This window comes from Lentilitoribacter sp. JB5-8 (genome assembly GCF_055693385.1).
In genome coordinates this window covers 2,466,836-2,490,638 of the sequence record NZ_CM146332.1, presented here as the reverse complement: position 1 = coordinate 2,490,638, position 23,803 = coordinate 2,466,836, and the positions used below count along the sequence as shown (strand labels likewise).

Here is a 23,803-nt window from a genome sequence, read left to right as displayed (position 1 = left end):
CGAGAACCTGATCCGTGTCGTTGAAATTTTAGTATCAGCTTGCCAGTTAGTCGATTTGATCAACATATTGAAATTGGCCTTGTGACATATTCGCATACTTGTTACAAATATTTCCTACCATCTTATGGTTGTGTGATGCAAACACTAGAATTTTGACGTTGGTGAATTTTTTTATTCGTTCAGCTACAAAATTTTGGAAAGGTCGGTCACCTGCACCGATCCATTCATCTAGCAATAATATGTCGTAGTCAAAATATGTTGTTAAACAAAACGTGAGGCGTGAGCGCATTCCAGCACTGTATGTTCGAAGTGGCTCGTCGAGAAATGCGCGTGTTTCCGATTCTTCGGTTATTTGATCAATCAAACGATTGATCTCACCGCCTCGCAAGCCATTCATGAGTGCACGTAAATGAAGATTGTCTCTTGCTGATAATTCAGGACGCCATCCAAGATTTACGTTCAACGCATTTCCGCGGCGACCGTTACAAACCACTTTGCCGGAAGTCGGCAAGTAAATACCTGCTAATACGCGCAGTAAGGTAGATTTGCCTGCACCATTGTTTCCAACCAACCCTAAACGGTCACCTTCTTTAAGTGAGAAAGAAACATTGTTTAACGCCCGAACATAGGTAGAATTGCCCTTTTTGATAAATCGTCCACCAACTGAGGATGAGTTTTCTGATTGCTTGGCTTTTTTGGATAGTCCAGATGTTGGGTATTCCAAAGACATGTTTTGTGCGGTTAAACTAATCATTTTCTATACCCAAAATGGAATTCTAGCACGCGATAGATCGTAAGTCTTGACCGCAATTGGAATTATTAAAATGGTAATCACACCGACCACTATCCAACTAAAAGTCGGGATTGTTCCCGTCAGCAATGGTGTTCGGATCAGTGCTATATAATGAGTAAATGGATTATATAGTGCAACGGTCTCTAGCACGGTTCCAGCTTTTGGCACCCAAAATACCGGAGTTGCAAAAATCATTATTCCCATAATGGACTGAACCAAAACCAAAAAATCTCGTGATTTAGCGCAAATAATACTTAGTAAAGTCGAAAATATAATCGAATTGAAAAAATAAACTACCATGGCTGCTACCAAGCTTAACGTTGTCCAGTTGATAACAGGTGGATAAAACAGCAAATAAATGAAAATGATACAGGTTATTATCAAAAATCGATAATATTCGGCAAATTGGCCAATAAGTATGTAGTTTGTATAAGGTGCATCATGGCATAAAATATAGGTCTTATGCCTTATAAATGTACTACATCCGGCCAAGAGACTTGAACTTAACAATCCGTACATGCCAAAGCCCAGCATGAGGTATGAACCAAAATCTGCTCCTGGCTTGTCTTGTATCACACCAAAAACAAGCAGTTTTACACCAAACAGAATCAAAAATGAGCCCGCTGCCCAGAGTATACCGAGCTTACTCCTGCGATAACGATCACCAAGTTCAACTTTACCTGCCAACCAGCAGTATTCGAGACTATTGGCTGTTCGTTTAAAATCAGAAAAATATATTGACATTTAGGCTCGTGTTTCAATCAGTTATATAAGCGGGTTTGGTTTATCTTTAAATGTCTGGCTATGCAAGTTAATTGGATACAAAACTGTTTCCGATAACTTTTAACCTAATCACCTAAACAGGTTCGCATAAACTATGCGAAAGACACGCAGATGCGAAGTTGCCATGAGATGTAGTAGAAAAGATTTTTGAAAGTGAAATGGCGAAGAGGGTTTTCCCATGCCATGTATTATTACCAGTCTACCCGGTATTGCTTCATAGTGCACATATTCAACACAAATCATTATTTTGATTTATGTAATTGAATTAATAATTTATGCTTTTTTTCAACTTTTTAATTTTACATAATGTCCATTATGCTACATAAAAGTGGTGACTAATGTTGTCTTTGATTACAGCACAACAGTCGGGAAACATGGCTAATAATAAATCAAGCAATGAATTATTAGTACGAATTTTATCAAAATAATGCACTTATTTTACTTTTGTATTTTTGCAACTTTAGACTCAAAGTGATATTTTTTTTACTTCGTTTCGTTTTACAAATACCAATTTTGATAAGTCCGCTTCTCTCCAATTCTTGGAGTACAGACCGAAAAGTACTTGTGCTGGGTTTTGGTCTTGGCAACTGATCGTAGAGTTCTTCAACGCCATATTTATTCTCATCGTAGACACATATTGCCCACAGAATCGTAAATACATAAGATCTTTGCGATAATATGTACAATTCTTTTCCTAGTTCATCGGAAAAAACCCGTTCGTTCAATGAGGTACTCCTATTTTTGAGGTTGCATGTGAACAGTTACCACCACCCAACATTAAAAATTAACAGTAAAATATATCGACGATTTTCACGCTAAAAAACAATCAAAAAAGGGGTGCAAAACTGGAATAGTGACTCGGCACAAGGCTGCAAGTCTTTAAGTCTTTGATATACTTTTAGCGGAAATGGTATGGCGGAGAGGGTGGGATTCGAACCCACGGAACGCTTACACGCTCGCTGGTTTTCAAGACCAGTGCTTTCGACCACTCAGCCACCTCTCCAGCGCCGCCTTATTGAAACAATCTGAAGCCGATTGCAAGCGGTGATTTCCAGATATTTACATTTTTTGTCATTTTTTTTGATTTTATCAAATCCCAAGCCTGCCAACGCTAATGTCGCAAACTTGAGAATGGCCAAAAACTAGTGTAAACGGCCATTTGTTAAGGTTTGAGAAACCATAGCGTACATAATCGAGCGAAATTAGGCGAGAATCGCTGTGTCTTATAGGCATGGACGCATTTTTGCCTTATATTAGCCATGATTGGTCACAAAAGGATAAGATGTTATATCCTTGGGGATTTTTGTGAGTGGGCTTTGAGTAATAACGTTAGAGAAATTTCTGCTTCGGTAGGCGCATCAGCTTCATGTAGCTTGGTAAAAGTTGCAGCATTTTTAATGCTGGGCTTCGGCTTGTCTGCGTGCAACTCAACCAGTAGCGGCATTTCAACGGCACTTAATGTCGGTCAAGCTGATATTAATAACGAAACAAAGTTCTCATCTGCTGCTTATGGTGTTGCAGCTAGTCCGCGTTTAACGACATCAAATCGCGTTAAAAAGGGTGGTGGCCGCTCAGTTGTTGGTAAGCCCTACAAAATCAAAGGAAAGTGGTACTATCCTAAGGAAGAATTCAACTATGATAAGGTTGGTATGGCTTCCTGGTACGGTCCGAACTTTCATGGTCGTCTAACAGCTAATGGTGAAATTTACGATCAAAATCACCTTTCAGCTGCTCATCCAACTTTCCCGCTGCCAAGTTATGCGCGCGTAACCAACCAAGCGAACGGTAAATCAGTGATTGTACGCGTGAATGATCGTGGTCCTTATGCACATGGTCGTATTATTGATTTGTCATCACGCGCCGCAGACACTTTGGAAACTAAAGCTAAAGGCGTTGCTAAGGTTCGTGTGCAATATATTGGCCGTGCGCCTCTGCATGGACAAGACATGGCTTATTTGAGCTCTTCTTATCGTGAAAACGGGCAGGGAATAGTTGGAAGAAGCACGCAATTTGCGTCAAACATCTTCAAGTCAAAACCGAAAATTGCTGAGCCAACCACCGTTGCCGTTAACAGAGCGCCTGTTGCTAAAGCACCGCGTCGTGATTTGTTAACGACAATTGCAGGACCTAAGGTTTATGTCCCTTCAGCAGAAGTTACAGGCACTGTAACACCATCTGACAACAATGTTGCAGTTGTTGAAACTCCTTCTGTAACACCTGATTTTGACAAGCCGATTGAGCTTACATCTGTTAGCGAAGCGGAAACAGTTAAACAGAAACTTATCAAAGCTAAGCTGTTGCAAAAATACAAGTTACGTAAATCTAACTAATCTACTTCAAAACTCTTGCATTTGATGTATAACAGCAATCCATAAATTGCTCGTTGTTAAATGCATGTGAGGGAGATTTCTAGGTGTACGCCTTCGTAAACACATCTAAGCAAGCATTATTTATCCTTGTTGCATTGTTTTTGATGTCATCTCGGCTATTTGCCATCGACTTCACAACAAAAGCAAAGCAAGCATATTTAATTGATGCGCGAACTGGCACTGTCTTGTTTGCAAAAAATGAAAATGACCTCATTCCACCTGCATCGCTTGCAAAAATAATGACTATGGAAGTGGTGTTTGACGCGCTCAAGCGTGGAGAGATCACCCTTGAAGATCAATATAATGTTTCAGAACATGCATGGCGCACGGGTGGCGCACCTTCACGAACCTCCACTATGTTTGCAGCATTGGGCTCTGATATTCGTGTTGAGGATTTAATTCGAGGGGCAATTGTTCAGTCCGGAAATGATTCTTGCATTATTTTAGCTGAAGGCATGGAAGGCAGCGAAGAAAACTTTGCAACACGCATGACAGAACGTGCCAGAGAAATTGGCCTTGCTCAATCCGTTTTTGCAAATCCCACCGGCTTGCCGCACCCCGATGCGAAAGTTACGATGAAAGAACTCGTGCATTTAGCGCAACACATGTTCAATACGTATCCAGAGTTTTATAAATATTATGCTGAAACAGAATTTACCTGGAATAAAATTCGTCAACTTAACCGCGCCCCGCTGTTAAACGCTGGGATTGGCGTGGATGGTTTAAAAACCGGGTTTACTGAAGCTTCTGGTTACGGAATTGTGTCTTCAATTGAACAAAATGGTCAGCGCTTGTTCCTTGCTATGAGCGGTATGAAGGATCAAAAGCAACGCATTTCTGAAACCAAAAAGATTTTGGAATGGGGATTACGTAATTTTCAGCCTAAATTGATCTTTGAAGAAGGTGAAGAAGTAGGACAAGCACCCGTTTATGGAGGGCTGGGTGGCAAGGTCAATTTGATCACAAACAGCGATGTTGACATATTGTTGGGTGTTGGAAATACAGAACGTTTGAAAGCCAGAATTGCATATAATTGGCCGATCTCAGCGCCGGTTAAAGAAGGTGATGAAATCGCTGAGATTAGAATTTGGGTTGGCGAAACACTGAGCCGAACAGCACCATTGTATGCGGCCAATTCGGTTGAACCTGGCCCGCTTCACCGCCAAGCATGGGATGCATTTAAAGAAATGCTGTTGTTTTGGCTGTGATATGATCTAAAAGCGCGATAGTTAGATGGTATTTTTGCGGTTCTATTTTCAAAGAGTTTCCTATAACTTGTGCAAAGTTTAAACGTGAGTCTGATGAAAACAGTTCAGTCACAATCCGAGTCGCAGGCGGTATAATTGAAAATGTATAAGGGGCGTTTTATTACTTTTGAAGGTGGTGAAGGTGCCGGTAAATCAACCCAAATCAAGCTTACTGCAGCGACGTTAGAAAAACTCGGCTATGACGTTGTTGTCACAAGAGAGCCGGGCGGTTCTGTTGGCGCTGAAGCAACCAGACATGTTTTGTTATCAGGTGCTGCTGAAGAATTTGGTGTTCGGATGGAAGCTTTCTTATTTGCATCTGCACGCAGTGACCATGTCGAACAGGTCATTCGCCCAGCTGTAGAAGCTGGCAAAATAGTATTGTGCGATAGATTTGCCGATTCTACTCGAATTTATCAAGGTGTGACAGGTAATATCGAAGCAACTTTGTTAAAGAACTTAGAGCGTGTTGCCGTTAATGGGATGGTGCCCGATCTAACTATTATTATCGATGTACCCGCAAAAATGGGTATCGCGCGGGCAAAAGATCGCAGTGCTGGGCAAGAGTTAGATCGCTTTGAAAAAGAAGAGCTTGCAACGCATGAGCTGCGACGTAATGCGTTTTTGGAGCTTGCTAAAGACGAACCGATCCGCTGCACCGTTGTGGATGGTATGGGTGATATCGATGATATTGCAGACGACGTGTTTAAAGCAGTTGAGATGGTTCTACCATTGTTGCCATCGCAAAAGAAACCAAAATCCAGGGCGCAGAATAAGAGCAAAACTGCATGAGCGATGTAATAGATGGCGCTATACCACCTAAGGAAAACACCAAGCTATTTGGCCACGCTTCAAGCGAAACATTTCTAGCCAATGCTTATAAGACCGGTAAAGTACATCACGCTATCTTACTTGAAGGGCCGCAAGGCATCGGCAAGGCAACGCTTGCATTTAAATTTGCTAACCATGTGCTGAGCAATCCTGAATATGATCAAGCGCCGGACAATTTGGCAGATCCCGACGAAGACAGTCCGGTATTTAAACAAATTGCTGGTGGCGCGTCTCATAACTTGATGCATATTAAATGCGAAACCGATCCCAAAACGGGTAAAGTCAAATCTGCAATCACTGTTGATGACATACGCAAGACAGGGCGCTTTTTTTCGCAAACCTCGGGATCAAACAATTGGCGTATTGCTATTATTGATGTTGCAGATGATTTAAATAGATCAGCAGCCAATGCAATTTTGAAGATCTTAGAAGAGCCACCCAAAAGAGCATTGTTTTTGGTCTTATCACATTCCCCGGGACGCTTGCTACCAACCATCAGATCGCGATGTTTATCAATTCGGCTTAAACCGCTTGATGACGAACCACTTGAGAAGGCTTTAACGCATCTTGATGCGCTGCGTGATCTTGATCAGGACAATATTAAGCAATTACTGCATTTATCAGACGGTTCGGTTTCTCGTGCTTTAACGGTGTTAAATTACGGTGGTGCTGAGCTCATTCAAACATTTAACGAGATTATCGCGCCTGATAGCACCGTTGACCGCAAGACAACGCACAAACTATGTGAAAGCCTTGCAGCGCGTGATCAGGATGTCAGCTATAACTTCTTTGTTGAACATATGATCAGCCATGTGATGAATCTGGCAAAACAGAGCGCTCATAACGGCCAAAGCCAAAAAGCCTCAGAGCTGGCTGAATTGTCGGACAAACTCACCCAGCACAAGCTCGAATCCGATACTTATAATCTTGATAGAAAACAGACACTCCTTAGCCTGTTTTCAATGATGGATGCGCTGCAATAAGTTTACAAAAAGGTTGTTGTAAGGCATAGCCATAGCAAGAGTTTTGACTTAAACAGCCAATATAACTTTCAAGAACTATTGAATTTCAGATTGAACTAAAATGACCGACACTAATCGTTACTACATCACGACTGCAATTTCTTATCCAAATGGCGCACCACATATTGGTCATGCCTATGAATTGATTGCAACAGATGTCATGGCGCGCTTTCAGCGTTTGGATGGCAAAGATGTGTATTTTTTAACGGGTACGGATGTGCACGGTCAAAAAATGCTGCAAACAGCTGAAAAGCTTGGCATTACAGCTGCAGAATTGGCTGCAAAAAACTCTGCCGAGTTTGAAAAAATGACTGAAATTTTAGGTGCTTCAAACGACGATTTCATTCAGACAAGTGAAGAACGTCATTATAAAGCAAGCCAAGAGATTTGGCGGCGCATGGAAGCCAATGGCGATATTTATCTCGACAGCTATTCCGGTTGGTATTCTGTTCGTGATGAAGCCTATTATCAGGAAGATGAAACAGAAGTTCGCGAAGATGGCGAACGCTATGGACCGCAAGGCACAATCGTTGAATGGGTCGAGGAAGAAAGCTATTTCTTTCGTTTGTCGAAATACCAAGATATTCTTTTAAAATATTTCGAGGATCATCCTGATTTTATTGGTCCAAATTCCCGCCGTAATGAAGTTATTTCATTTGTTAAGTCTGGCCTGAAAGATCTTTCAATATCACGTACGACTTTTGATTGGGGTGTGCCGGTGCCCGGCAATGATAAGCATGTGATGTATGTATGGGTAGATGCGCTCACCAACTATATCACCGGTCTTGGTTTTCCGGATGAGAATGATGCGAAATGGGATTTCTGGCCTGCAAACGCACACATCATCGGCAAAGACATTATTCGCTTTCACGCTGTCTACTGGCCGGCATTCTTGATGTCTGCAGGTATCGATCTGCCAAAACGCGTATTTGCGCACGGCTTTTTGTTCAACAAGGGTGAAAAGATGTCTAAATCAACCGGTAATGTCGTTGATCCAGCGTCATTGGTTGAAGATTATGGTCTAGATCAAACGCGTTATTTCTTCATGCGCGAAGTCCCGTTTGGTAACGACGGAAGTTATAGCCACGAGGCAATCGTGAACCGTATTAATTCAGATCTTGCTAATGATCTTGGTAACCTTGCACAGCGTTCGCTTTCTATGATTGGTAAGAACTGCGAAGCAAAAGTTCCGGTGTGTGGTGAATTGTCCGATGAAGATAAAGAGATCCTTTCACAGGTAGATGGTCTTTTGGAAATTTCTCGCAAAGCCATGGAAACGCAAGCCGTGCACCAATATGTGGGTTCAGTGTTTGCATGTGTATCTGAGACAAACCGCTATTTTGCTTCACAAGAGCCATGGGCGCTTAAAAAGACAGATCCTGCTCGCATGAACACAGTGCTTTATCTAACCGCTGAGATTATTCGTCAGGTTGCGATTTTATCTCAAGCTGTCATGCCAACATCATCTGGCAAATTGCTCGATCTATTGGCGGTGGGTGAAGATGAACGTTCCTTTGCACAATTGGGTGAGGCGGGCCGACTTGTAGCTGGGATAGATTTACCTAAGCCTTCAGGGGTATTCCCGCGCTATGTTGAAACGGAAAAAAGCGAATAAAAATGTCCGCTGAACGCCTTTTAATCGATAGCCATTGTCACCTTGATTTTGAACAGTTCGATGAAGATCGGGATGAATTGATCGCGCGCGCTGAAGAAACGGGTGTTGGTAAAATGGTGACGATCTGCACCCGCATCAATAAGTTTGATCAGGTTAAAGCTGTAGCTGAAAGATATGAAAATGTCTTTTGTTCAGTGGGCACACATCCACTTAATGCTGGCGAAGAGCCTGATATCCCATATGAAAGACTGCTTGAATTATCTGAGCATCCTAAATGCGTTGCGATCGGTGAGGCGGGTTTAGACTATTATTATGATAATGCCCCTCCTGAGGTGCAGGAAAAGGTTATGCGCAACCATATTTGGGCAGCACGCGAAACCGGTTTGCCATTGGTTGTGCATTCGCGTAGCGCTGATGATCACATGATTGCAATATTAGAAGACGAAAGCGCCAAAGGCGCGTTTCCCTTTATCTTGCATTGTTTTTCATCTGGCGCCGCATTGGCTAAAAAAGGTGTTGAACTCGGCGGCTATGTATCCTTTTCAGGCATACTAACCTTTAAAAAGTCAGATGAACTGCGTGAGATTGCTAAATCTGTGCCACATGATCGTTTGCTGGTTGAAACAGATGCGCCATATCTTGCACCAATGCCATTTCGCGGCAAACGCAATGAACCGTCTTATACAGTTCATACAGCACGGGTTTTGGCTGAAACTGTTGGCCTAAGCGAAGATGCGCTTTGGGATCAGACTACTCAAAACTGTCGAGACCTGTTTAAAAAGATGGTATTTTAATGGACGTTACGCCCGTAAAACAGGTTTTTACAATATTGGGATGTTCGTCATCTCCAGGCGTTCCCCGTCCATCTGGTGATTGGGGTGCTTGTAACCCAGATAATCCCAAAAACCGACGTCGTCGTTCCAGTCTGCTTATCGAACAATTTGCTGAAAATGGCGATAAAACCACTGTTGTGGTGGATACGGGCCCAGATTTTCGCGAACAGATGATTTCAGCGCAAGTAAGACGCATTGACGGTGTGCTTTATACACATGCGCATGCAGATCACATCCATGGCATTGACGATTTAAGAACATTTGCGCTTGATGGCAGGAAGAAGATCGATATCTATTTAAGCGAAACAACGCTCACGCATCTTAAATCCGCATTTAGCTATGTAATTACATCGCCCAAAGACAGTAATTACCCGCCGATTGTGCAAACCAATTTATTCTCAAATTTAAACAAACCACTTTGTATTACAGGTGAGGGTGGCACTATTGAGATTGAATTGATCGATCAAATTCATGGCAATATTCGTTCCATTGGTCTTCGTATAGGTGATTTTGCTTATTGCTGCGATGTCAATGAATTCCCCCAAGAGAGCATTGAAAAGCTGCAAGGTCTTGAAACACTGATCATTGATGCAACTTTGATGAAGCCGCATGTCAGTCATTTCTCACTTGATCAGGCAATTGAATGGGTTGAAAAACTGGGTGCCAAAAACGCGATCACTACGCATATGCATACCCCGCTCGATTACGATGCGGTTATGGCCTATACACCTGACAACATGCAGCCGGCATATGATGGGATGCAGATAGTCCGGACGCTTTAAGCATTACCCAAAGGACAATAAGAAATTGAGCGACCAAATGGCCGCCCAATCTCTATTAGGGATGTTTGTTGTATAATTTAGTGCGGTTTTGAGTTCTTAGAGTTCAGCGGCAGCAAACTCGTCTTGATCTAACGCACCGTTTTGATTGAGATCGATGTTGTTGAAAACTTCTTCAGTCACGTCAGCCATGACACCATTGACCTCTTCGAATGTCAAAACCCCGTCTTTATTGATGTCCAAATCAGCAAATTCAGCAGCGTGTGCTGTGCTAATTGCCATCAATGATACAGTTGTAATCGCTAGAATCTTTTTCATCATAAATCTCCTTTTTTATAGGTGGCGCCAAGCCAATGAGCCTTTTGGTTTGTGGCTGACTTAGGCGCCGTTTATGTTCTCAACTTTCAGCAAATAATCGCTGCGTTTTTGTGTTGCGAACGAGATTAAGATGTCGAAATATTATGTTGGGCGAGGGGCGAAACTGCGACGATAATTTGATCAAAAATCAACTAATGTTTTGAAAAACACGATCCTGTAATTATCTGCGATTGAGCAATAATATGGGTAAACTTTTATCTTTTTAAGAAAGATTTCGTTAACCCGGATTCTACCGTTTTCTTGATAAATACTCCGATTTGAGACATTTCATAGTTTATGGAAAGTAAAAAGGAATATTTCGCAAATTTAGACCTATTGCGTTTTTTGGCTGCTCTTTGGGTCGTCATCACGCATTACGGCTATATTGGGCCTGCAACAGGGGTTACTGGGTATAACGTTAGCGATATTTCAATAGTCGCTGTATTCTTTAAGTATGGCTTTTTAGGCGTACCTTTGTTTTTCATACTTTCAGGCTTTGTTATTACTCATGTGAGCGCCAATTCATCCGGATGGAAGGATGCGCCGCAATTTATGGCTAATCGAATTTCGCGCCTAATGCCTGCATTTTGGGCTTGCATGACGATTAGTGCGATTGCACTTATGATGTTTGGTTTACCTGAAGCGCTGACGATCAAAACCTGGGCAGCGAACTTGATCCTATTGCCACAAATTCTCGGTCAGCCATTTGTTGATGGGGTTTATTGGACACTTGTGTTGGAATTTGTGTTTTATGCTTGGGTGTTTGTCCTTATTGGTTTTGGTGTATTTCATCGCAATTTATTATCTGTTTGTAGCATCTGGCTGGCAATTTCACTTTTAAATATTTTGGTTTTCGAAAACCCCGTCATTGAGATGGTGTTTATCACCTATTACACAGGCGCTTTCGTTGCAGGCATTGTGATATGGCATGCTCGGCGTCAACAATGGACGCTGACACATATTGTCTTGATGCTTTATTCTGTGTTCTCGTTGAGTTTGGGTATTCAGGATCTTGCGACACGCAGCGAATATCCTGAATTTTTCGCAGAACCTAGTTTAGTAACGACGACATTTTGTTCTTTCATGTGTATCGCTATAGTGTTCCTTGGGGTTTATTTGAAAGATGTGCCTGTAAAAAAATCACTAGCATTGGCGCTTGGGGCAATCTCATACCCGCTTTATCTGTTGCATCAGGAAATTGGTTATGCTGTCTTACGCCACACAACAGATATGGGTATTTCCCCATTGTTAATTGCACTATTGCTAATCCCTTTATTTATTGGCTTATCATACCTTGTACATTTGATTTTGGAAAAACCAATTCGTGTCATGCTGGTTCGCATATTAGATATTGTTTTATCCCTCATAACATTGAAAAGACCGCTTCAAGCAGCTGAATAAAAAAAGCGCCCCAATCACTTGAGACGCTTTCTGATTTTCAAATTTTGTTATGCTTAGTTCAGAGCCAAATCTGTGATTTCAGATGTCCAAGCGCCTTCTGGTGCTTTGCTGATCACAGGATCTGAACCACCGCCCAACAAGGTATCAACAGTACGCTGATAGTCAGCTGCATCAAGTGAACCGTTTGAACCAGCAGTCAGCTTGGCGATTTCACCCATCATACGCTTCTGATGCTTTTCAGTTTGAGCACCTGATGCATCGTTATCAAGAACGATTTCTGCGGCTTCATCTGGGTTCTCTTCAGCATATTTCCAACCCTTCATAGACGCACGAACAAAACGAACCATTTTGTCTTTAAAGGCTTCATCTTTTAGGTTCTCTTCCAAAACATAGATACCATCTTCCAATGTTGCTACGCCTTGATCTTCATATTTAAAGACAACCAAATCATCAGCTGACAAACCAGCATCAATGATCTGCCAGTATTCGTTATATGTCATAGTTGACACGCAATCAGCTTGTTTGTTGAGAATTGGATCAACGTTAAAGCCCTGTTTAAGAACAGTTACACCACCTTCAGAACCATCTGTTGGAATGCCAAGCTTGCTCATCCATGATAGGAATGGATATTCGTTACCAAAGAACCAAACGCCTAGCGTTTTACCTTTAAAGTCTGCAGGTGATGTGATGCCTGAATCTTTGCGGCAAGTTAGCATCATACCTGATGATTTAAACGGCTGAGCGATATTAACCAGACCCAAGCCTTTTTCGCGTGACGCCAAAGCTGATGGCATCCAGTCTAGAACGACATCCGCACCGCCACCGGCAATAACCTGTGCTGGGGCAATATCCGGTCCGCCTGGTTTGATTTCAACTTCCAAGCCTTCTTCAGCGTAAAAGCCCTTATCTGCAGCAACGTAATAGCCTGCAAACTGCGCTTGTGTTACCCATTTTAGCTGCAAAGCAACTTTGTCTGCCGCATATGCACTTGTTGTAACGCCAAGGGCGAGTGCAGCTGCGAGTGTTGTTTTGATTAGATTTTTCATCTGTTCACTCCATCCAGTTTCTTGTTAATTGGTTTCGGTTCCATCTTCTTATTCTCTATCGTTGGGATGGATGCCAAAATGTTACGACCTTTTCTATTAAGGCCATTATGCCGTAAAAAGCAGATCCAGCAAGGGCAGCAACGACGATCTCTGCCCAAACCATGTCTAGAGCCAAGCGACCCACTTCAGTTGTTATTCTAAAGCCCATGCCTTTGATGGGTGAGCCAAAGAATTCCGCGACAATTGCTCCAATGAGTGCAAGCGTTGTCGAAATTTTTAAACCGTTAAAAATAAACGGCATAGCAGCTGGTAGTCTCAGCTTTAATAGACTTTGCCAGTAATTAGCTGAATAGGTTTTCATTAAATCACGCTGCATATGATCGCTTTGTTTTAGCCCTTGCACGGTGTTCACCAGCATGGGGAAGAAAACCATGACTACAACGACCGCTGCTTTTGACTGCCAGTCAAAGCCAAACCACATCACCAATATAGGCGCGATGCCAATCACCGGTAGCGCAGCGACAAAGTTTCCAACTGGCAGCAATCCGCGCTGCAAAAATGGTGATCGATCGATCAGAATTGCCAGAATAAAGGCTGAACTGCAGCCAATGATATAACCCGATAACGCACCTTTAACGAAGGTCTGGACAAAATCTTCCCACAAAATCGGAAGGCTTGAAGCAAATTTGGCTGCAACGGCTGACGGCGGTGGTAATATGATAGGTGAGACGTTTAAACCAACCACAAGGCCTTCCCAGAGCACAAGAATCGTCACGCCAAACAGGAAGGGGATCATGAATTTATTGCGCTTGGTGAGTTTGCCACGCGATAAATAGATATTGAGCGCCCATGCACCCAGCCAAAACAGAATTGCAACGAACGCCCAAATCATCGCAACATCCCCATGCGTTTAAGGGTGATGTTTTGTAGCGCACCAATGAGCATAACAAGCACGGCCGCTAATACCGCAGCTGAAATAAGCGCTGACCAAATTTGAATGGTTTGACCATAATAACTGCCCGCAAGCAATCTTGCGCCAAGTCCTGCGACAGCACCAGTTGGCAATTCACCAATGATTGCACCCACAAGGGATGCCGCCATGGCGATCTTTAACGATGTAAATAGATACGGCATGGATGAGGGCAGGCGCAATTTAATCAATGTTTGCCAGGCGCTTGCTCTATAGGTCTTCATGAGATCAAGCTGCATTGTGTCTGGCGCACGTAAACCTTTTACCATTCCTACAGCGACCGGGAAGAATGAGAGATACATCGAGATCATTGCTTTTGGTACCAAGCCCGATATGCCCACTGCATTTAATACCACAATGATCATCGGCGCGATCGCCAATATCGGAATTGTTTGGCTGGCAATAATCCACGGCATGACAGATAAATCCATAGCGCGCGAATGAACTATGCTGATCGCCAAAGTAATGCCGAGTAAAGACCCCATCAAAAACCCTAGCGATGTTGAAGATAGCGTGATCCCAGCATGATAGATCAATGAGCGTTTGGACGTGATCTTCTTCTCAACAGTTGTTTTCCAAATCTCAGTGATAACCTGATGCGGGGCAGGGAGCTGAGGCCGCTCTTGCGCCATGGTGTCTTTAAACACTTCAGATGTTGTAACTGTCGTGCCAACCCGTTCTGCCTGATCAAGCGTCCATTGCTTATTCATCATAAATGCCGCGCCATACCAAATGATGATAATGGCGAAAACAACAGTTAAGACAGCGATCAAATTCTTCATGATTAATCGTCCAGATGTCCGGCGCGCAATCCGTCACGCACTCTGGCTGCGATTTCTAAAAACTCTTTTGAGTCTCTGATTTCCAATGGACGTTCTTTTGGCAACGTGCTTTCAATCACATCGGCAATACGGCCCGGACGCGGGCTCATAACAACGATCTTGGTCGAAAGATAAACCGCTTCTGGGATTGAGTGTGTCACAAAACCGATGGTCTTTTCTGTCCGCGCCCATAGCGCTAGAAGCTGCTCATTTAAGTGATCGCGGACAATCTCATCAAGCGCACCAAATGGCTCATCCATGAGCAAGATATCCGCATCAAAGGAGAGCGCTCTTGCGATACTTGCGCGTTGCTGCATACCGCCAGATAATTGCCATGGATATTTATTGCCAAAGCTATCGAGTTCAACAAGCTCAAGCACTTGTTTTACCCGTTTGTCCTGCTCTTCTTTGCTATAATCCATGATTTCCAGCGGAAGTTTGATATTTCCAGCAATTGTCCGCCAAGGATATAGACCAGACGCCTGAAACACATAGCCATATGCGCGAGCCTCACGCGCTTGTTGTGGTGTCATGCCATTAACGGTAATCGAACCACCCGTTGGCTGCTCTAGATCAGCAACAACACGCAAAAAGGTCGTCTTGCCGCAACCCGAAGGCCCGATGAAGGAGACAAACTCTCCCTTATTGATGGTCAGATCGATATCCTTGAGAGCATGCACGGAACCATCATTGGTCTCGAAAACGAGATTAAGGTTCTTTGCCGCAATCACAGCTTGAGAATTTTGTTCCAACTTATATTCCTATTTCACAGGCCGACGAACATGGTCTCGGTTCAATAGATTAAACCCCTGTCGCTGGTATACCGGTGCGTTCGACCGGTGTCGGATTGGTGAGCTCTTTCCAGGTTGAAAGCGCTTTGTTGACCGTACCGTTTGGCTCACGCTTGACGAATTTACCGTGACCTTCCTTGGTCTTGATATCTCCATCTTCAACAGTCACTGCTCCACGGGAGAGTGTATAACGCGGCAGGCCTTTGACATGTTTGCCTTCAAACACATTGTAATCAATGGCAGATTGCTGCGCGCTTGCTGCAATGGTTTTTTCTTTTTCGGGATCCCAAACCACAATATCAGCATCTGCACCGACTAAAATCGCACCTTTTTTCGGGTAGATATTCATGATCTTGGCAATGTTGGTTGATGTTACGGCCACAAACTCATTCATAGTCAAACGGCCCGTAGACACGCCGTGGGTCCAAAGCATTGGTAGCCTGTCCTCCAGACCACCGGTACCATTTGGAATTTTGGTGAAATCACCCACGCCAAAACGTTTTTGGTCCGTGGTAAATGCGCAGTGGTCGGTTGCAACAACCGAGAGTGAACCTGATTGCAGGCCAGCCCACAAGCTATCCTGATGTTGCTTATTGCGGAACGGAGGCGACATCACACGACGCGCTGCGTGATCCCAGTCTTTGTTGAAATATTCACTTTCATCCAATGTGAGGTGCTGGATCAGCGGTTCACCCCATACGCGCTTACCTTGCTGGCGCGCACGGCGAATAGCTTCATGAGCATCTTCACAAGATGTATGAACAACATATAACGGCGCGCCCGTCATATCAGCAATCATGATAGCGCGGTTCGTGGCTTCACCTTCCACTTGCGGTGGACGTGAATAGGCATGTGCCTCTGGTCCGACATTACCAGCTGCCAAAAGTTTTGCTGATAGTTCTGCAACCACATCGCCATTTTCAGCATGAACCATTGGGATGGCGCCGAGCTCTGCACATCGGGAGAAAGATGCATAAAGCTCGTCATCATTGACCATGAGAGCGCCTTTATAGGCAAGGAAATGCTTAAATGTGTTGATACCTTTTTCTTTGACGATGGTTTCCATTTCATCAAAGACCTGCTCACCCCACCAGGTAATCGCCATATGGAAGGAATAATCGCAATTCGCACGTGTGGATTTATTGTCCCACATTTGAATTGCTTCAAGGAGCGATTGACCCGGTGAAGGCAGGCAAAAGTCGACAACCATCGTTGTACCGCCAGAAAGTGCAGCGCGTGTGCCGCTTTCAAAATCGTCGGAAGAATAGGTGCCCATAAACGGCATTTCCAAATGCACATGCGGGTCAATGCCGCCTGGCATCACATAGCAACCTGTTGCATCTAAAACTTCGTCGCCTGAAAGATCAGGACCGATTTCGGTAATCACGCCATTTTCAACAAGAACATCAGCCTTATACGTCAAATCAGCTGTGACGACTGTTCCACCCTTGATAACTTTTGTCATGAACTTTCCCTTATTATGATTGCCTGACGTTTTATCGTCTATTATTTCGACTATGCCACAATCTCTGCGGTTTCGATAACTGCATGCATTAGAACATCTGCGCCTGCCGTTGCCCAGTCTTTTGAAATTTCTTCCGCCTCATTGTGCGATAATCCGTCAACACATGGACACATAACCATAGCCGTTGGTGCAACACGGTTAATCCAGCAGGCATCATGACCAGCGCCGGAAATGAGGTTTCTATGGCTATATCCTAATCGTTCTGCTGCATTGCGGACCGCTGTCACGCACGCTTCATCAAATTCAACCGGGTCAAAACCGCCAACTTTTTCAAATTCGACCTGCATGCCCATCTCATCGCAGATTGCTTTCGCACCTGATTTGAGACGGCTTTCCATGTCTTCGATCACAGCTAAATTCGGAGAGCGGAAATCAACTGTGAAGACGACTTTGCCCGGAATAACGTTTCTGGAATTTGGGAACACATCAATATGGCCCGCCGCACCAACTGCATCAGGCTTATGGCTCCATGCGATCTCATCCACCAATTGCAATACTTTTGACATGGCAAGGCCAGCATTTTTGCGCATTGGCATAGGTGTTGAACCTGTGTGGCTTTCTTTGCCTGTGATGGTCACTTGCGTCCAAGACAGCCCCTGACCATGAGTGACCACGCCAATATCTTTATCTTCAGCTTCTAAGATCGGACCTTGTTCAATATGCAGCTCAAAAAACGCATGCATTTTACGTGCGCCAACTTCTTCATCACCGACCCAGCCGATGCGTTTAAGCTCATCACCGAATTTTTTACCTTCTGCATCTTCACGATCATATGCCCAGTCTTGGGTGTGCATATCGGCAAAAACGCCAGAAGCGAGCATGGCTGGCGCAAAGCGTGTGCCTTCCTCATTGGTCCAGTTAGTTACGACAATCGGGTGTTTGGTCTTCAAATCCAGATCATTCATTGTGCGGATGACTTCAAGTCCGGCTAGAACACCTAAGACACCGTCATACTTACCACCAGTTGGCTGCGTGTCTAAATGTGAACCTACATAAACGGGGAGGGCATCAGGATCTGTGCCTTCTCGCGTTGCAAACATATTGCCCATAGTATCAACGCCCATTGTCATGCCGGCTGCTTCGCACCAGGATTGGAAGAGTGCGCGGCCTTCCGCGTCTTCATCGGTCAAAGTCTGGCGGTTGTTACCACCTGCAATACCGGGGCCAATTTTTGCCATATCCATGAGGCTATCCCACAAACGATCGCCATTAATCTTCAGGTTTTCGCCGGGTGCTGTCATGAAATAATCCCCTTAAACATCACAATGACTTCAAAATAGGCAAATCAAACGCTTGCTATTTTTATAGACTACGCATTTTTTGACTATATGGTCAATATTCTAAAATGAAAATAATCGACCGATATGTATAGAAGCAGTTTGACTAAATTTTGGGGGTTGTACTAGTCCAATTTCTCGGGTTTACACCGTAAACAAGCGCGAAATCCTGCACTTATTGCCGCATGCACATTTTCAAAAGCTATTGTATTTTTTCGAAGAGGTGTTCGAGATGTGCAACTTGGCTTGCAATAAATACCGGTTGAGCTCACTCCGTAAAGGAATAAATCATCAAAGCTTGAATCTGATTCCACCACAGCTTTCCAATATTGATCTGAAATTTCATGGGTCATTTGTCACCGCCTTTCTTTAGCGATGACAATGCCAAGTTCGTTGTTTGATAGCAGCCCGATTCTTGCATGCACTTGAACAAACTATCTACGGCATTTGTTTTTCGGCTTGCGCATCTAAAGCACGTTCGAAATTAACATCTGACCATTTTTCGCCGAGGGCTTTCATGAAGATATCTTTTTGACTTTCCGGTGCCAATCCACCAACAGGCGGATCGGTGTCAAGATTTGTTGGGAACGGGTAGCCTTCAGCACAGACCGATACAACAGCGTTTATTTCCGCTGGCGACAAGTTTTCATTCGCGATCACGTCTTTAAGGGCAGGGTAGAGCAGTTTACACATGCCAATTCTGTCGATGTTCTCAAGCGTGCGACCCATAGCGCTGCCGATTTGCATAAGATTGACCAAGCGTTCAATGTCCTGGCTCGTATTCTCACCAGCGGCATGATAGAGCGCTGGATTGAAAAACAGTGCATCGCCTTTATTCAGTTCCAGTTGCACATAATTGTCTTCAAAATGCTGCTGGAAGTCGGCACGACGATACGCAGCATATCCAGCGGCGTATTTTTGCGAAAACGGTAGCAACTTTGTTGGCCCGCTTTCAATCGGCATATCACAATGAGCAATGCCGCCTTGCAGCGTCATTAATGGTGATAACAAATGCACCTGAACCGGATAACGCGCGCACATCTCTTCAGTTTGGAAACCTAAATGATAGTCTCGGTGGCAGGTCTGGGCTTTACCACCGGGGCGCACTAAGTTCACTTGTGCAGTCATTTGATAATTAGGCCCAAGCCATGCTTCACAGGCTGTATCTATTGCTGGATTGGCAAAATATTTGGCAAACACTTTTGGTGATTTTTCACAGAGCTTTTGAAGCGAGTTCCAAATTCGATCGTTATTGCCAGCCGCTGCAAAGTGATCAGCGCCTTCACCGTTCTTTTGTTTCTCTTCTGCAATGATTTGTTGGAAAATTTCAGAGGCTTCATCGATACAAGTCGTATCTTCATAGGCATTTTTTAAAACAACAACACCCGCACTATCACTGAATATATAGGCCCACTCCGCCATTAAAGCTCGTCGAGCAGAGGGCATACGCAAACGATCACGCAAGGTGTTCATGTCATAAATGGGTATGTTCTTTTGAACATCTGTTGCAAAAGTTAAATCATCCTTTTCCAAGGATAATGCGGTTAAGGCTTCAAGGTCTGAAAGCTTGCAATCGTTGGGCAAGAAATAGCCCGATGTTTGGGATAGTGCGTAATTTGCCATGTTTGATTCCTCCAATTTTTAAAAAGAATATCAGAAACCAAGCTTGCCTAAAGATGTAAAATACATCAAAAACACATCAATGACTCATAGATTTTCAATAAAAGAGCTTGCCCTTCAGGCAGGACTAAGTACGGCAACGGTGGACCGCGTGATCAACAGTCGCGCGCATGTGAGCCCACAAACGAAGCGACGCGTTGATGCAGCATTTAAAGAGTTGGAAGATCAAGAAGCACAATTATCAGCAAAAGGACGCCGATTATTTATAGATATTATTGTAGAGGCGCCCAAACGGTTTTCGCGCGAAGTTGAAATTGCCTGTAATCGCGTGATTACTGGCTTAAGCCCGGCAGTATTCCGACCAAGATTTCATTTAAAAGCTAAGTTTGCTGAACAGGAAATCCTTCATTTGCTAAGCGCCATTAAAAAGCGTGGTTCGCAAGGTGTCATCGTAGCAGCTCAAGAGCGCAAAAGTGTTCAAATATTAATTGATGATCTTGTTGATAACGATATTCCCGTTTTAGCATTTGTCACTGATCAACCAAGTTCAAAACGCATTGCATATGCAGGCATTGATAATTATCAAGCGGGTAAAACAGCCGCCTATTTGATGGATAAACTGCTGTTTAATCCCAATTCAACAATATTGACGACCATTCGGCGATCGAATTTTTCAGGTGAGGATCTGAGGTTAGAAGGGTTTCAAGCATCATTAAATCGTTCAAAACCTGATGCAAAGCTGATTATTGCAAAAGGTGGTGATGGACTATCTATACATACATCCGATGAAGTTAAAAACGCACTTAAAGGGGTAGAACAGCTCGACGCGGTATACTCCATGGGTGGTGGGAATGAAGCAATTATTCAAACACTTCATGATTTTCAGCTTAATCCAAAAATCTATATTGCCCATGATCTGGATGAAGAAAATATCGACCTGTTACATGCAGAAAAAATCACGGCCGTTATTCATCATGATGTTGCACAGGATTTACGAAATGCGTTTACGCAAATTGCAGCCTTTCACAAACTCATTCCGCCATTTCAAAACCAAATGCATTCTGATATTCAAATCATAACGCCGCTCAACCTCCCCAATAGAGTTGAAAACCTGCCATGAAGATTATTGATAATGTTGTGAGCGATCGTGGTTCAAAATATGCGGTTTCAGGTGGCATCTGCCAATCAGCGGATGAAGCGAAGGCTTTTATCAAAGAACTCAAGCGCAATAAGAAGTTTGCCAAAGCCACCCATAACACATGGGGTGTTATTTGCGATGAAGGCGCACTTAAAAATGATGATGGTGAAAGCGGAGCAGGGATGGTGATCTTGCGAATGCTCGAGCGCGATGAGATTAAAAACCAAATCGTCGTCGTTACCCGCTGGTATGGTGGCAAGCATTTGGGCGGCGATCGCTTTCGGCATGTGCAAACTTGCGTCCGAGCCTATCTAGATGAACTTTAACGCAATAAAAAACGGCGCCTGGTGAAAGGCGCCGTCATTATTATTTTCTGTAAATTATAAATTATGCAACGTCGAAACGATCAAGGTTCATAACTTTTGTCCATGCAGCGATAAAGTTTTCTACAAATGCTGCTTCTGCATCATCTTGTGCATAGGCTTCTGACAATGCGCGAAGGATAGAGTTTGAACCAAACACGAGATCAACACGTGTACCAGTTCGCTGGATCTTACCAGTCTTCCGATCACGTGCTTCGAAGAGTTCTGTTGAACCTTCAACACCAAACCACTCAACACTCATATCAACAATTGATGTGAAGAAGTCATTGGTAAGCTGACCTTTGCGAGATGTGAATACACCGTGATCTGTATCACCAAAATTGGCGCCAAGAACACGAAGTCCACCCACCAATACTGTCATTTCAGGTGCAGTTAGCGTGAGAAGTTGCGCGCGATCAACAAGCATTTCTTCAGCAGATACCGTAAAGTTTGCTTTGGCGTAATTGCGGAAACCATCAGCTTCCGGCTCAAGGACAGCAAAACTATCAACATCTGTTTGTTCTTGAGTTGCATCGCCACGACCCGGTGTAAAAGGAACGCTCACATCGTGACCTGCATCTTTAGCTGCTTTTTCAACAGCTGCAGAACCTGCCAAAACAATCAAATCAGCTATTGAAACAGTTTTACCAGATTGATTGAATTCAGATTGGATACCTTCCAACACACCCAGAACCTTTGCAAGTTGAGCTGGTTGGTTTACATCCCAGTCTTTCTGAGGTGCAAGACGAATACGTGCACCATTTGCACCACCACGCTTATCTGAACCGCGGAAAGTTGAAGCGGATGCCCAAGCCACGGAAACAAGTTCAGGAATTGTCAGCTCTGACGCAAGAACTTTAGCTTTCAGAGCTTCGATATCATTTGCATTAATTTCGTGCTCAACGGCAGGAATTGGATCTTGCCAGATAAGATCTTCTTCAGGCACATCAGGACCAAGGTAACGTACTTTTGGACCCATATCACGGTGAAGTAGTTTGAACCAGGCACGTGCAAATGCATCGTGGAAGACATCAGGGTTTGCATGGTAGTGACGAGAGATTTTCTCGTATACTGGATCCATACGCAGGGCCATATCAGCTGTTGTCATCATTGGCGCATGTTTTTTGTTTGGATCATGTGCATCCGGCACAGTACCTTCGCCACCAATTGCGATCCATTGTTGGGCGCCTGCCGGTGATTTTACAAGTTTCCACTCATAACCAAACAACGCGTCGAAATATGCCATATCCCATTCGATAGGGGTCGCATTCCATGCACCTTCAATGCCTGATGATGTTGTGTGAACACCATGACCATCACCAAGACCGTTTTTCCAACCAAAGCCCATTTGCTCAATTGGAGCAGCTTCAGGATCTGGGCCAACGAGACCTGCATCACCGGCACCATGGGCCTTACCAAATGTATGGCCACCAGCAACAAGCGCAACTGTCTCTTCGTCATTCATACCCATACGCGCAAATGTTTCGCGGATATCAATACCAGATGCCACTGGATCAGGATTACCATCTGGACCCTCAGGGTTTACATAGATCAAACCCATTTGCACGGCCGCAAGTGGATTTTCCAAATCACGTACACCAGAATAGCGCTCATTTGTCAGCCATTCTGTTTCTTTACCCCAGTAGATGTCTTCTTCTGGCTCCCACCAGTCTTCACGACCAAATGCAAAGCCGTATGACTTAAAGCCCATAGTTTCCATGCCGACATTACCTGCAAGCACAAGCAAATCAGCCCAGGAAATTTTGTTGCCGTATTTTTGCTTAATAGGCCAAACCAAACGACGCGCTTTGTCCAAGCTGACATTGTCTGGCCAGCTATTGAGTGGCGCAAAACGTTGAGTGCCAGTACCTGCACCACCTCGGCCATCGCCTGTACGATAAGTACCAGCGCTATGCCATGACATGCGAACGAAGAATGGACCATAATGACCATAATCTGCCGGCCACCAATCTTGGCTATCTGTCATCAAATCAGCAAGATCTTTTTTCAAAGCATCAAAATCAAGTGATTTTAGCTCTTCAGAGTAATTAATCTTCTTACCAAATGGATCAACTTGCGCTGTGTTCTGGTTTAGAATTTTCAGGTTCAATTGGTTGGGCCACCAGTCAGCATTTCGTGTGCCACTGACACCAGCTGATGTCATAGCGCCATGCATGACCGGGCACTTACCTGTGGACATATCGTTCATATTTCTCTCCAAAT

22 protein-coding genes and 1 tRNA gene are annotated in these 23,803 nt (G+C 43.9%); 10 read left to right on the top strand and 13 right to left on the bottom strand.

Features of this window, described 5'->3' with window-relative positions:
• Window positions 1–46 precede the first annotated feature (46 nt).
• From ACZ1GZ_RS12210 to ACZ1GZ_RS12200, 3 genes are all read right to left on the bottom strand, one after another.
• A complete protein-coding gene (locus ACZ1GZ_RS12210; RefSeq protein WP_472665148.1) occupies window positions 47–754 on the bottom strand; it encodes an ABC transporter ATP-binding protein in 708 nt (235 codons plus the stop codon).
• Window positions 755–757: 3 nt separating this feature from the next.
• A complete protein-coding gene (locus tag ACZ1GZ_RS12205) occupies window positions 758–1,537 on the bottom strand; it encodes an ABC transporter permease (RefSeq protein WP_472665147.1) in 780 nt (259 codons plus the stop codon).
• A gap of 952 nt (window positions 1,538–2,489) precedes the next feature.
• Window positions 2,490–2,579: transfer RNA gene (locus ACZ1GZ_RS12200), tRNA-Ser, on the bottom strand.
• A 394-nt stretch (window positions 2,580–2,973) separates the two neighbouring features.
• On the opposite strand from ACZ1GZ_RS12200, the gene ACZ1GZ_RS12195 reads away from it, so the two are divergent.
• The 7 genes from ACZ1GZ_RS12195 (at window position 2,974) to ACZ1GZ_RS12165 (ending at window position 10,275) form a co-directional block, all read left to right on the top strand.
• Entirely contained in the window at window positions 2,974–3,906 is a 933-nt protein-coding gene (locus ACZ1GZ_RS12195; RefSeq protein WP_472668297.1) for a septal ring lytic transglycosylase RlpA family protein, read from the top strand.
• 143 nt (window positions 3,907–4,049) lie between these two features.
• Window positions 4,050–5,153 carry a D-alanyl-D-alanine carboxypeptidase family protein gene (locus ACZ1GZ_RS12190; RefSeq protein WP_472668296.1) on the top strand — a complete coding sequence of 368 codons (1,104 nt, stop codon included), beginning with the start codon at window positions 4,050–4,052 and terminating at the stop codon, window positions 5,151–5,153.
• Between the two features lie 141 nt (window positions 5,154–5,294).
• On the top strand, window positions 5,295–5,984 hold the full coding sequence (gene tmk / locus ACZ1GZ_RS12185) for a dTMP kinase (RefSeq protein ID WP_472668295.1): 690 nt from the start codon (window positions 5,295–5,297) through the stop codon (window positions 5,982–5,984).
• Window positions 5,981–7,006, top strand: a complete 1,026-nt coding sequence (locus tag ACZ1GZ_RS12180) for a DNA polymerase III subunit delta' (protein WP_472665146.1) — start codon at window positions 5,981–5,983, stop codon at window positions 7,004–7,006. Before tmk ends, ACZ1GZ_RS12180 begins: the two co-directional genes overlap by 4 nt.
• Before the next feature lie 100 nt (window positions 7,007–7,106).
• Window positions 7,107–8,660 carry a methionine--tRNA ligase gene (gene metG / locus ACZ1GZ_RS12175; protein ID WP_472665145.1) on the top strand — a complete coding sequence of 518 codons (1,554 nt, stop codon included), beginning with the start codon at window positions 7,107–7,109 and terminating at the stop codon, window positions 8,658–8,660.
• 2 nt (window positions 8,661–8,662) lie between these two features.
• Complete coding sequence (locus tag ACZ1GZ_RS12170; RefSeq protein WP_472665144.1) at window positions 8,663–9,454, top strand: TatD family hydrolase; 792 nt, start codon at window positions 8,663–8,665, stop codon at window positions 9,452–9,454.
• Window positions 9,454–10,275 (top strand): MBL fold metallo-hydrolase, encoded by an 822-nt coding sequence (locus ACZ1GZ_RS12165; protein WP_472665142.1) that lies wholly within the window; start codon window positions 9,454–9,456, stop codon window positions 10,273–10,275. Before ACZ1GZ_RS12170 ends, ACZ1GZ_RS12165 begins: the two co-directional genes overlap by 1 nt.
• Before the next feature lie 96 nt (window positions 10,276–10,371).
• Here the strand turns inward: ACZ1GZ_RS12165 and ACZ1GZ_RS12160 are convergent, their stop codons facing one another.
• A complete protein-coding gene (locus ACZ1GZ_RS12160) occupies window positions 10,372–10,590 on the bottom strand; it encodes an EF-hand domain-containing protein (RefSeq protein ID WP_472665140.1) in 219 nt (72 codons plus the stop codon).
• A 336-nt stretch (window positions 10,591–10,926) separates the two neighbouring features.
• On the opposite strand from ACZ1GZ_RS12160, the gene ACZ1GZ_RS12155 reads away from it, so the two are divergent.
• Complete coding sequence (locus ACZ1GZ_RS12155) at window positions 10,927–12,030, top strand: acyltransferase family protein (RefSeq protein ID WP_472665139.1); 1,104 nt, start codon at window positions 10,927–10,929, stop codon at window positions 12,028–12,030.
• A gap of 53 nt (window positions 12,031–12,083) precedes the next feature.
• On the opposite strand, the gene ACZ1GZ_RS12150 is transcribed toward ACZ1GZ_RS12155, so the two are convergent.
• The 8 genes from ACZ1GZ_RS12150 to ACZ1GZ_RS12115 form a co-directional block, all read right to left on the bottom strand.
• Complete coding sequence (locus tag ACZ1GZ_RS12150; RefSeq protein ID WP_472665137.1) at window positions 12,084–13,076, bottom strand: ABC transporter substrate-binding protein; 993 nt, start codon at window positions 13,074–13,076, stop codon at window positions 12,084–12,086.
• Between the two features lie 55 nt (window positions 13,077–13,131).
• Window positions 13,132–13,968, bottom strand: a complete 837-nt coding sequence (locus ACZ1GZ_RS12145; RefSeq protein WP_472665136.1) for an ABC transporter permease — start codon at window positions 13,966–13,968, stop codon at window positions 13,132–13,134.
• Entirely contained in the window at window positions 13,965–14,828 is an 864-nt protein-coding gene (locus tag ACZ1GZ_RS12140) for an ABC transporter permease (protein ID WP_472665135.1), read from the bottom strand. The genes ACZ1GZ_RS12145 and ACZ1GZ_RS12140 overlap by 4 nt, the downstream gene beginning before the upstream one ends.
• Window positions 14,829–14,830: 2 nt before the next feature.
• Window positions 14,831–15,619 (bottom strand): ABC transporter ATP-binding protein, encoded by a 789-nt coding sequence (locus ACZ1GZ_RS12135; RefSeq protein ID WP_472665134.1) that lies wholly within the window; start codon window positions 15,617–15,619, stop codon window positions 14,831–14,833.
• A gap of 49 nt (window positions 15,620–15,668) precedes the next feature.
• Window positions 15,669–17,123, bottom strand: a complete 1,455-nt coding sequence (gene hydA / locus ACZ1GZ_RS12130; RefSeq protein WP_472665133.1) for a dihydropyrimidinase — start codon at window positions 17,121–17,123, stop codon at window positions 15,669–15,671.
• A gap of 50 nt (window positions 17,124–17,173) precedes the next feature.
• Entirely contained in the window at window positions 17,174–18,424 is a 1,251-nt protein-coding gene (locus tag ACZ1GZ_RS12125; protein WP_472665132.1) for a Zn-dependent hydrolase, read from the bottom strand.
• Window positions 18,425–18,585: 161 nt separating this feature from the next.
• Window positions 18,586–18,813, bottom strand: coding sequence for an Ada metal-binding domain-containing protein (locus tag ACZ1GZ_RS12120; protein ID WP_472665131.1), 228 nt, complete (start codon window positions 18,811–18,813; stop codon window positions 18,586–18,588).
• A gap of 85 nt (window positions 18,814–18,898) precedes the next feature.
• Window positions 18,899–20,083 (bottom strand): phytanoyl-CoA dioxygenase family protein, encoded by a 1,185-nt coding sequence (locus ACZ1GZ_RS12115; RefSeq protein WP_472665130.1) that lies wholly within the window; start codon window positions 20,081–20,083, stop codon window positions 18,899–18,901.
• Between the two features lie 79 nt (window positions 20,084–20,162).
• Between ACZ1GZ_RS12115 and ACZ1GZ_RS12110 the strand changes: the two genes are divergently transcribed.
• Window positions 20,163–21,200, top strand: coding sequence for a LacI family DNA-binding transcriptional regulator (locus ACZ1GZ_RS12110; RefSeq protein WP_472665129.1), 1,038 nt, complete (start codon window positions 20,163–20,165; stop codon window positions 21,198–21,200).
• Window positions 21,197–21,544 (top strand): YigZ family protein, encoded by a 348-nt coding sequence (locus ACZ1GZ_RS12105; RefSeq protein WP_472665128.1) that lies wholly within the window; start codon window positions 21,197–21,199, stop codon window positions 21,542–21,544. Before ACZ1GZ_RS12110 ends, ACZ1GZ_RS12105 begins: the two co-directional genes overlap by 4 nt.
• A gap of 61 nt (window positions 21,545–21,605) precedes the next feature.
• On the opposite strand, the gene katG is transcribed toward ACZ1GZ_RS12105, so the two are convergent.
• A complete protein-coding gene (gene katG / locus ACZ1GZ_RS12100) occupies window positions 21,606–23,789 on the bottom strand; it encodes a catalase/peroxidase HPI (RefSeq protein ID WP_472665127.1) in 2,184 nt (727 codons plus the stop codon).
• Window positions 23,790–23,803 lie beyond the last annotated feature (14 nt).

Coding starts and splice junctions, on each gene's coding strand:
- tmk (WP_472668295.1), top strand. CDS start 5,295: ATGTATAAGGGGCGTTTTATTACTTTTGAAGGTGGTGAAGGTGCCGGT.
- ACZ1GZ_RS12170 (WP_472665144.1), top strand. CDS start 8,663: ATGTCCGCTGAACGCCTTTTAATCGATAGCCATTGTCACCTTGATTTT.
- ACZ1GZ_RS12155 (WP_472665139.1), top strand. CDS start 10,927: ATGGAAAGTAAAAAGGAATATTTCGCAAATTTAGACCTATTGCGTTTT.
- ACZ1GZ_RS12125 (WP_472665132.1), bottom strand. CDS start 18,424: ATGACAGCACCCGGCGAAAACCTGAAGATTAATGGCGATCGTTTGTGG.
- ACZ1GZ_RS12210 (WP_472665148.1), bottom strand. CDS start 754: ATGATTAGTTTAACCGCACAAAACATGTCTTTGGAATACCCAACATCT.
- ACZ1GZ_RS12205 (WP_472665147.1), bottom strand. CDS start 1,537: ATGTCAATATATTTTTCTGATTTTAAACGAACAGCCAATAGTCTCGAA.
- ACZ1GZ_RS12145 (WP_472665136.1), bottom strand. CDS start 13,968: ATGATTTGGGCGTTCGTTGCAATTCTGTTTTGGCTGGGTGCATGGGCG.
- ACZ1GZ_RS12180 (WP_472665146.1), top strand. CDS start 5,981: ATGAGCGATGTAATAGATGGCGCTATACCACCTAAGGAAAACACCAAG.
- ACZ1GZ_RS12150 (WP_472665137.1), bottom strand. CDS start 13,076: ATGAAAAATCTAATCAAAACAACACTCGCAGCTGCACTCGCCCTTGGC.
- ACZ1GZ_RS12110 (WP_472665129.1), top strand. CDS start 20,163: ATGACTCATAGATTTTCAATAAAAGAGCTTGCCCTTCAGGCAGGACTA.
- ACZ1GZ_RS12190 (WP_472668296.1), top strand. CDS start 4,050: ATGTCATCTCGGCTATTTGCCATCGACTTCACAACAAAAGCAAAGCAA.
- ACZ1GZ_RS12105 (WP_472665128.1), top strand. CDS start 21,197: ATGAAGATTATTGATAATGTTGTGAGCGATCGTGGTTCAAAATATGCG.
- metG (WP_472665145.1), top strand. CDS start 7,107: ATGACCGACACTAATCGTTACTACATCACGACTGCAATTTCTTATCCA.
- ACZ1GZ_RS12165 (WP_472665142.1), top strand. CDS start 9,454: ATGGACGTTACGCCCGTAAAACAGGTTTTTACAATATTGGGATGTTCG.
- ACZ1GZ_RS12160 (WP_472665140.1), bottom strand. CDS start 10,590: ATGAAAAAGATTCTAGCGATTACAACTGTATCATTGATGGCAATTAGC.
- ACZ1GZ_RS12120 (WP_472665131.1), bottom strand. CDS start 18,813: ATGACCCATGAAATTTCAGATCAATATTGGAAAGCTGTGGTGGAATCA.
- hydA (WP_472665133.1), bottom strand. CDS start 17,123: ATGACAAAAGTTATCAAGGGTGGAACAGTCGTCACAGCTGATTTGACG.
- ACZ1GZ_RS12115 (WP_472665130.1), bottom strand. CDS start 20,083: ATGGCAAATTACGCACTATCCCAAACATCGGGCTATTTCTTGCCCAAC.
- ACZ1GZ_RS12195 (WP_472668297.1), top strand. CDS start 2,974: ATGCTGGGCTTCGGCTTGTCTGCGTGCAACTCAACCAGTAGCGGCATT.
- katG (WP_472665127.1), bottom strand. CDS start 23,789: ATGAACGATATGTCCACAGGTAAGTGCCCGGTCATGCATGGCGCTATG.
- ACZ1GZ_RS12140 (WP_472665135.1), bottom strand. CDS start 14,828: ATGAAGAATTTGATCGCTGTCTTAACTGTTGTTTTCGCCATTATCATC.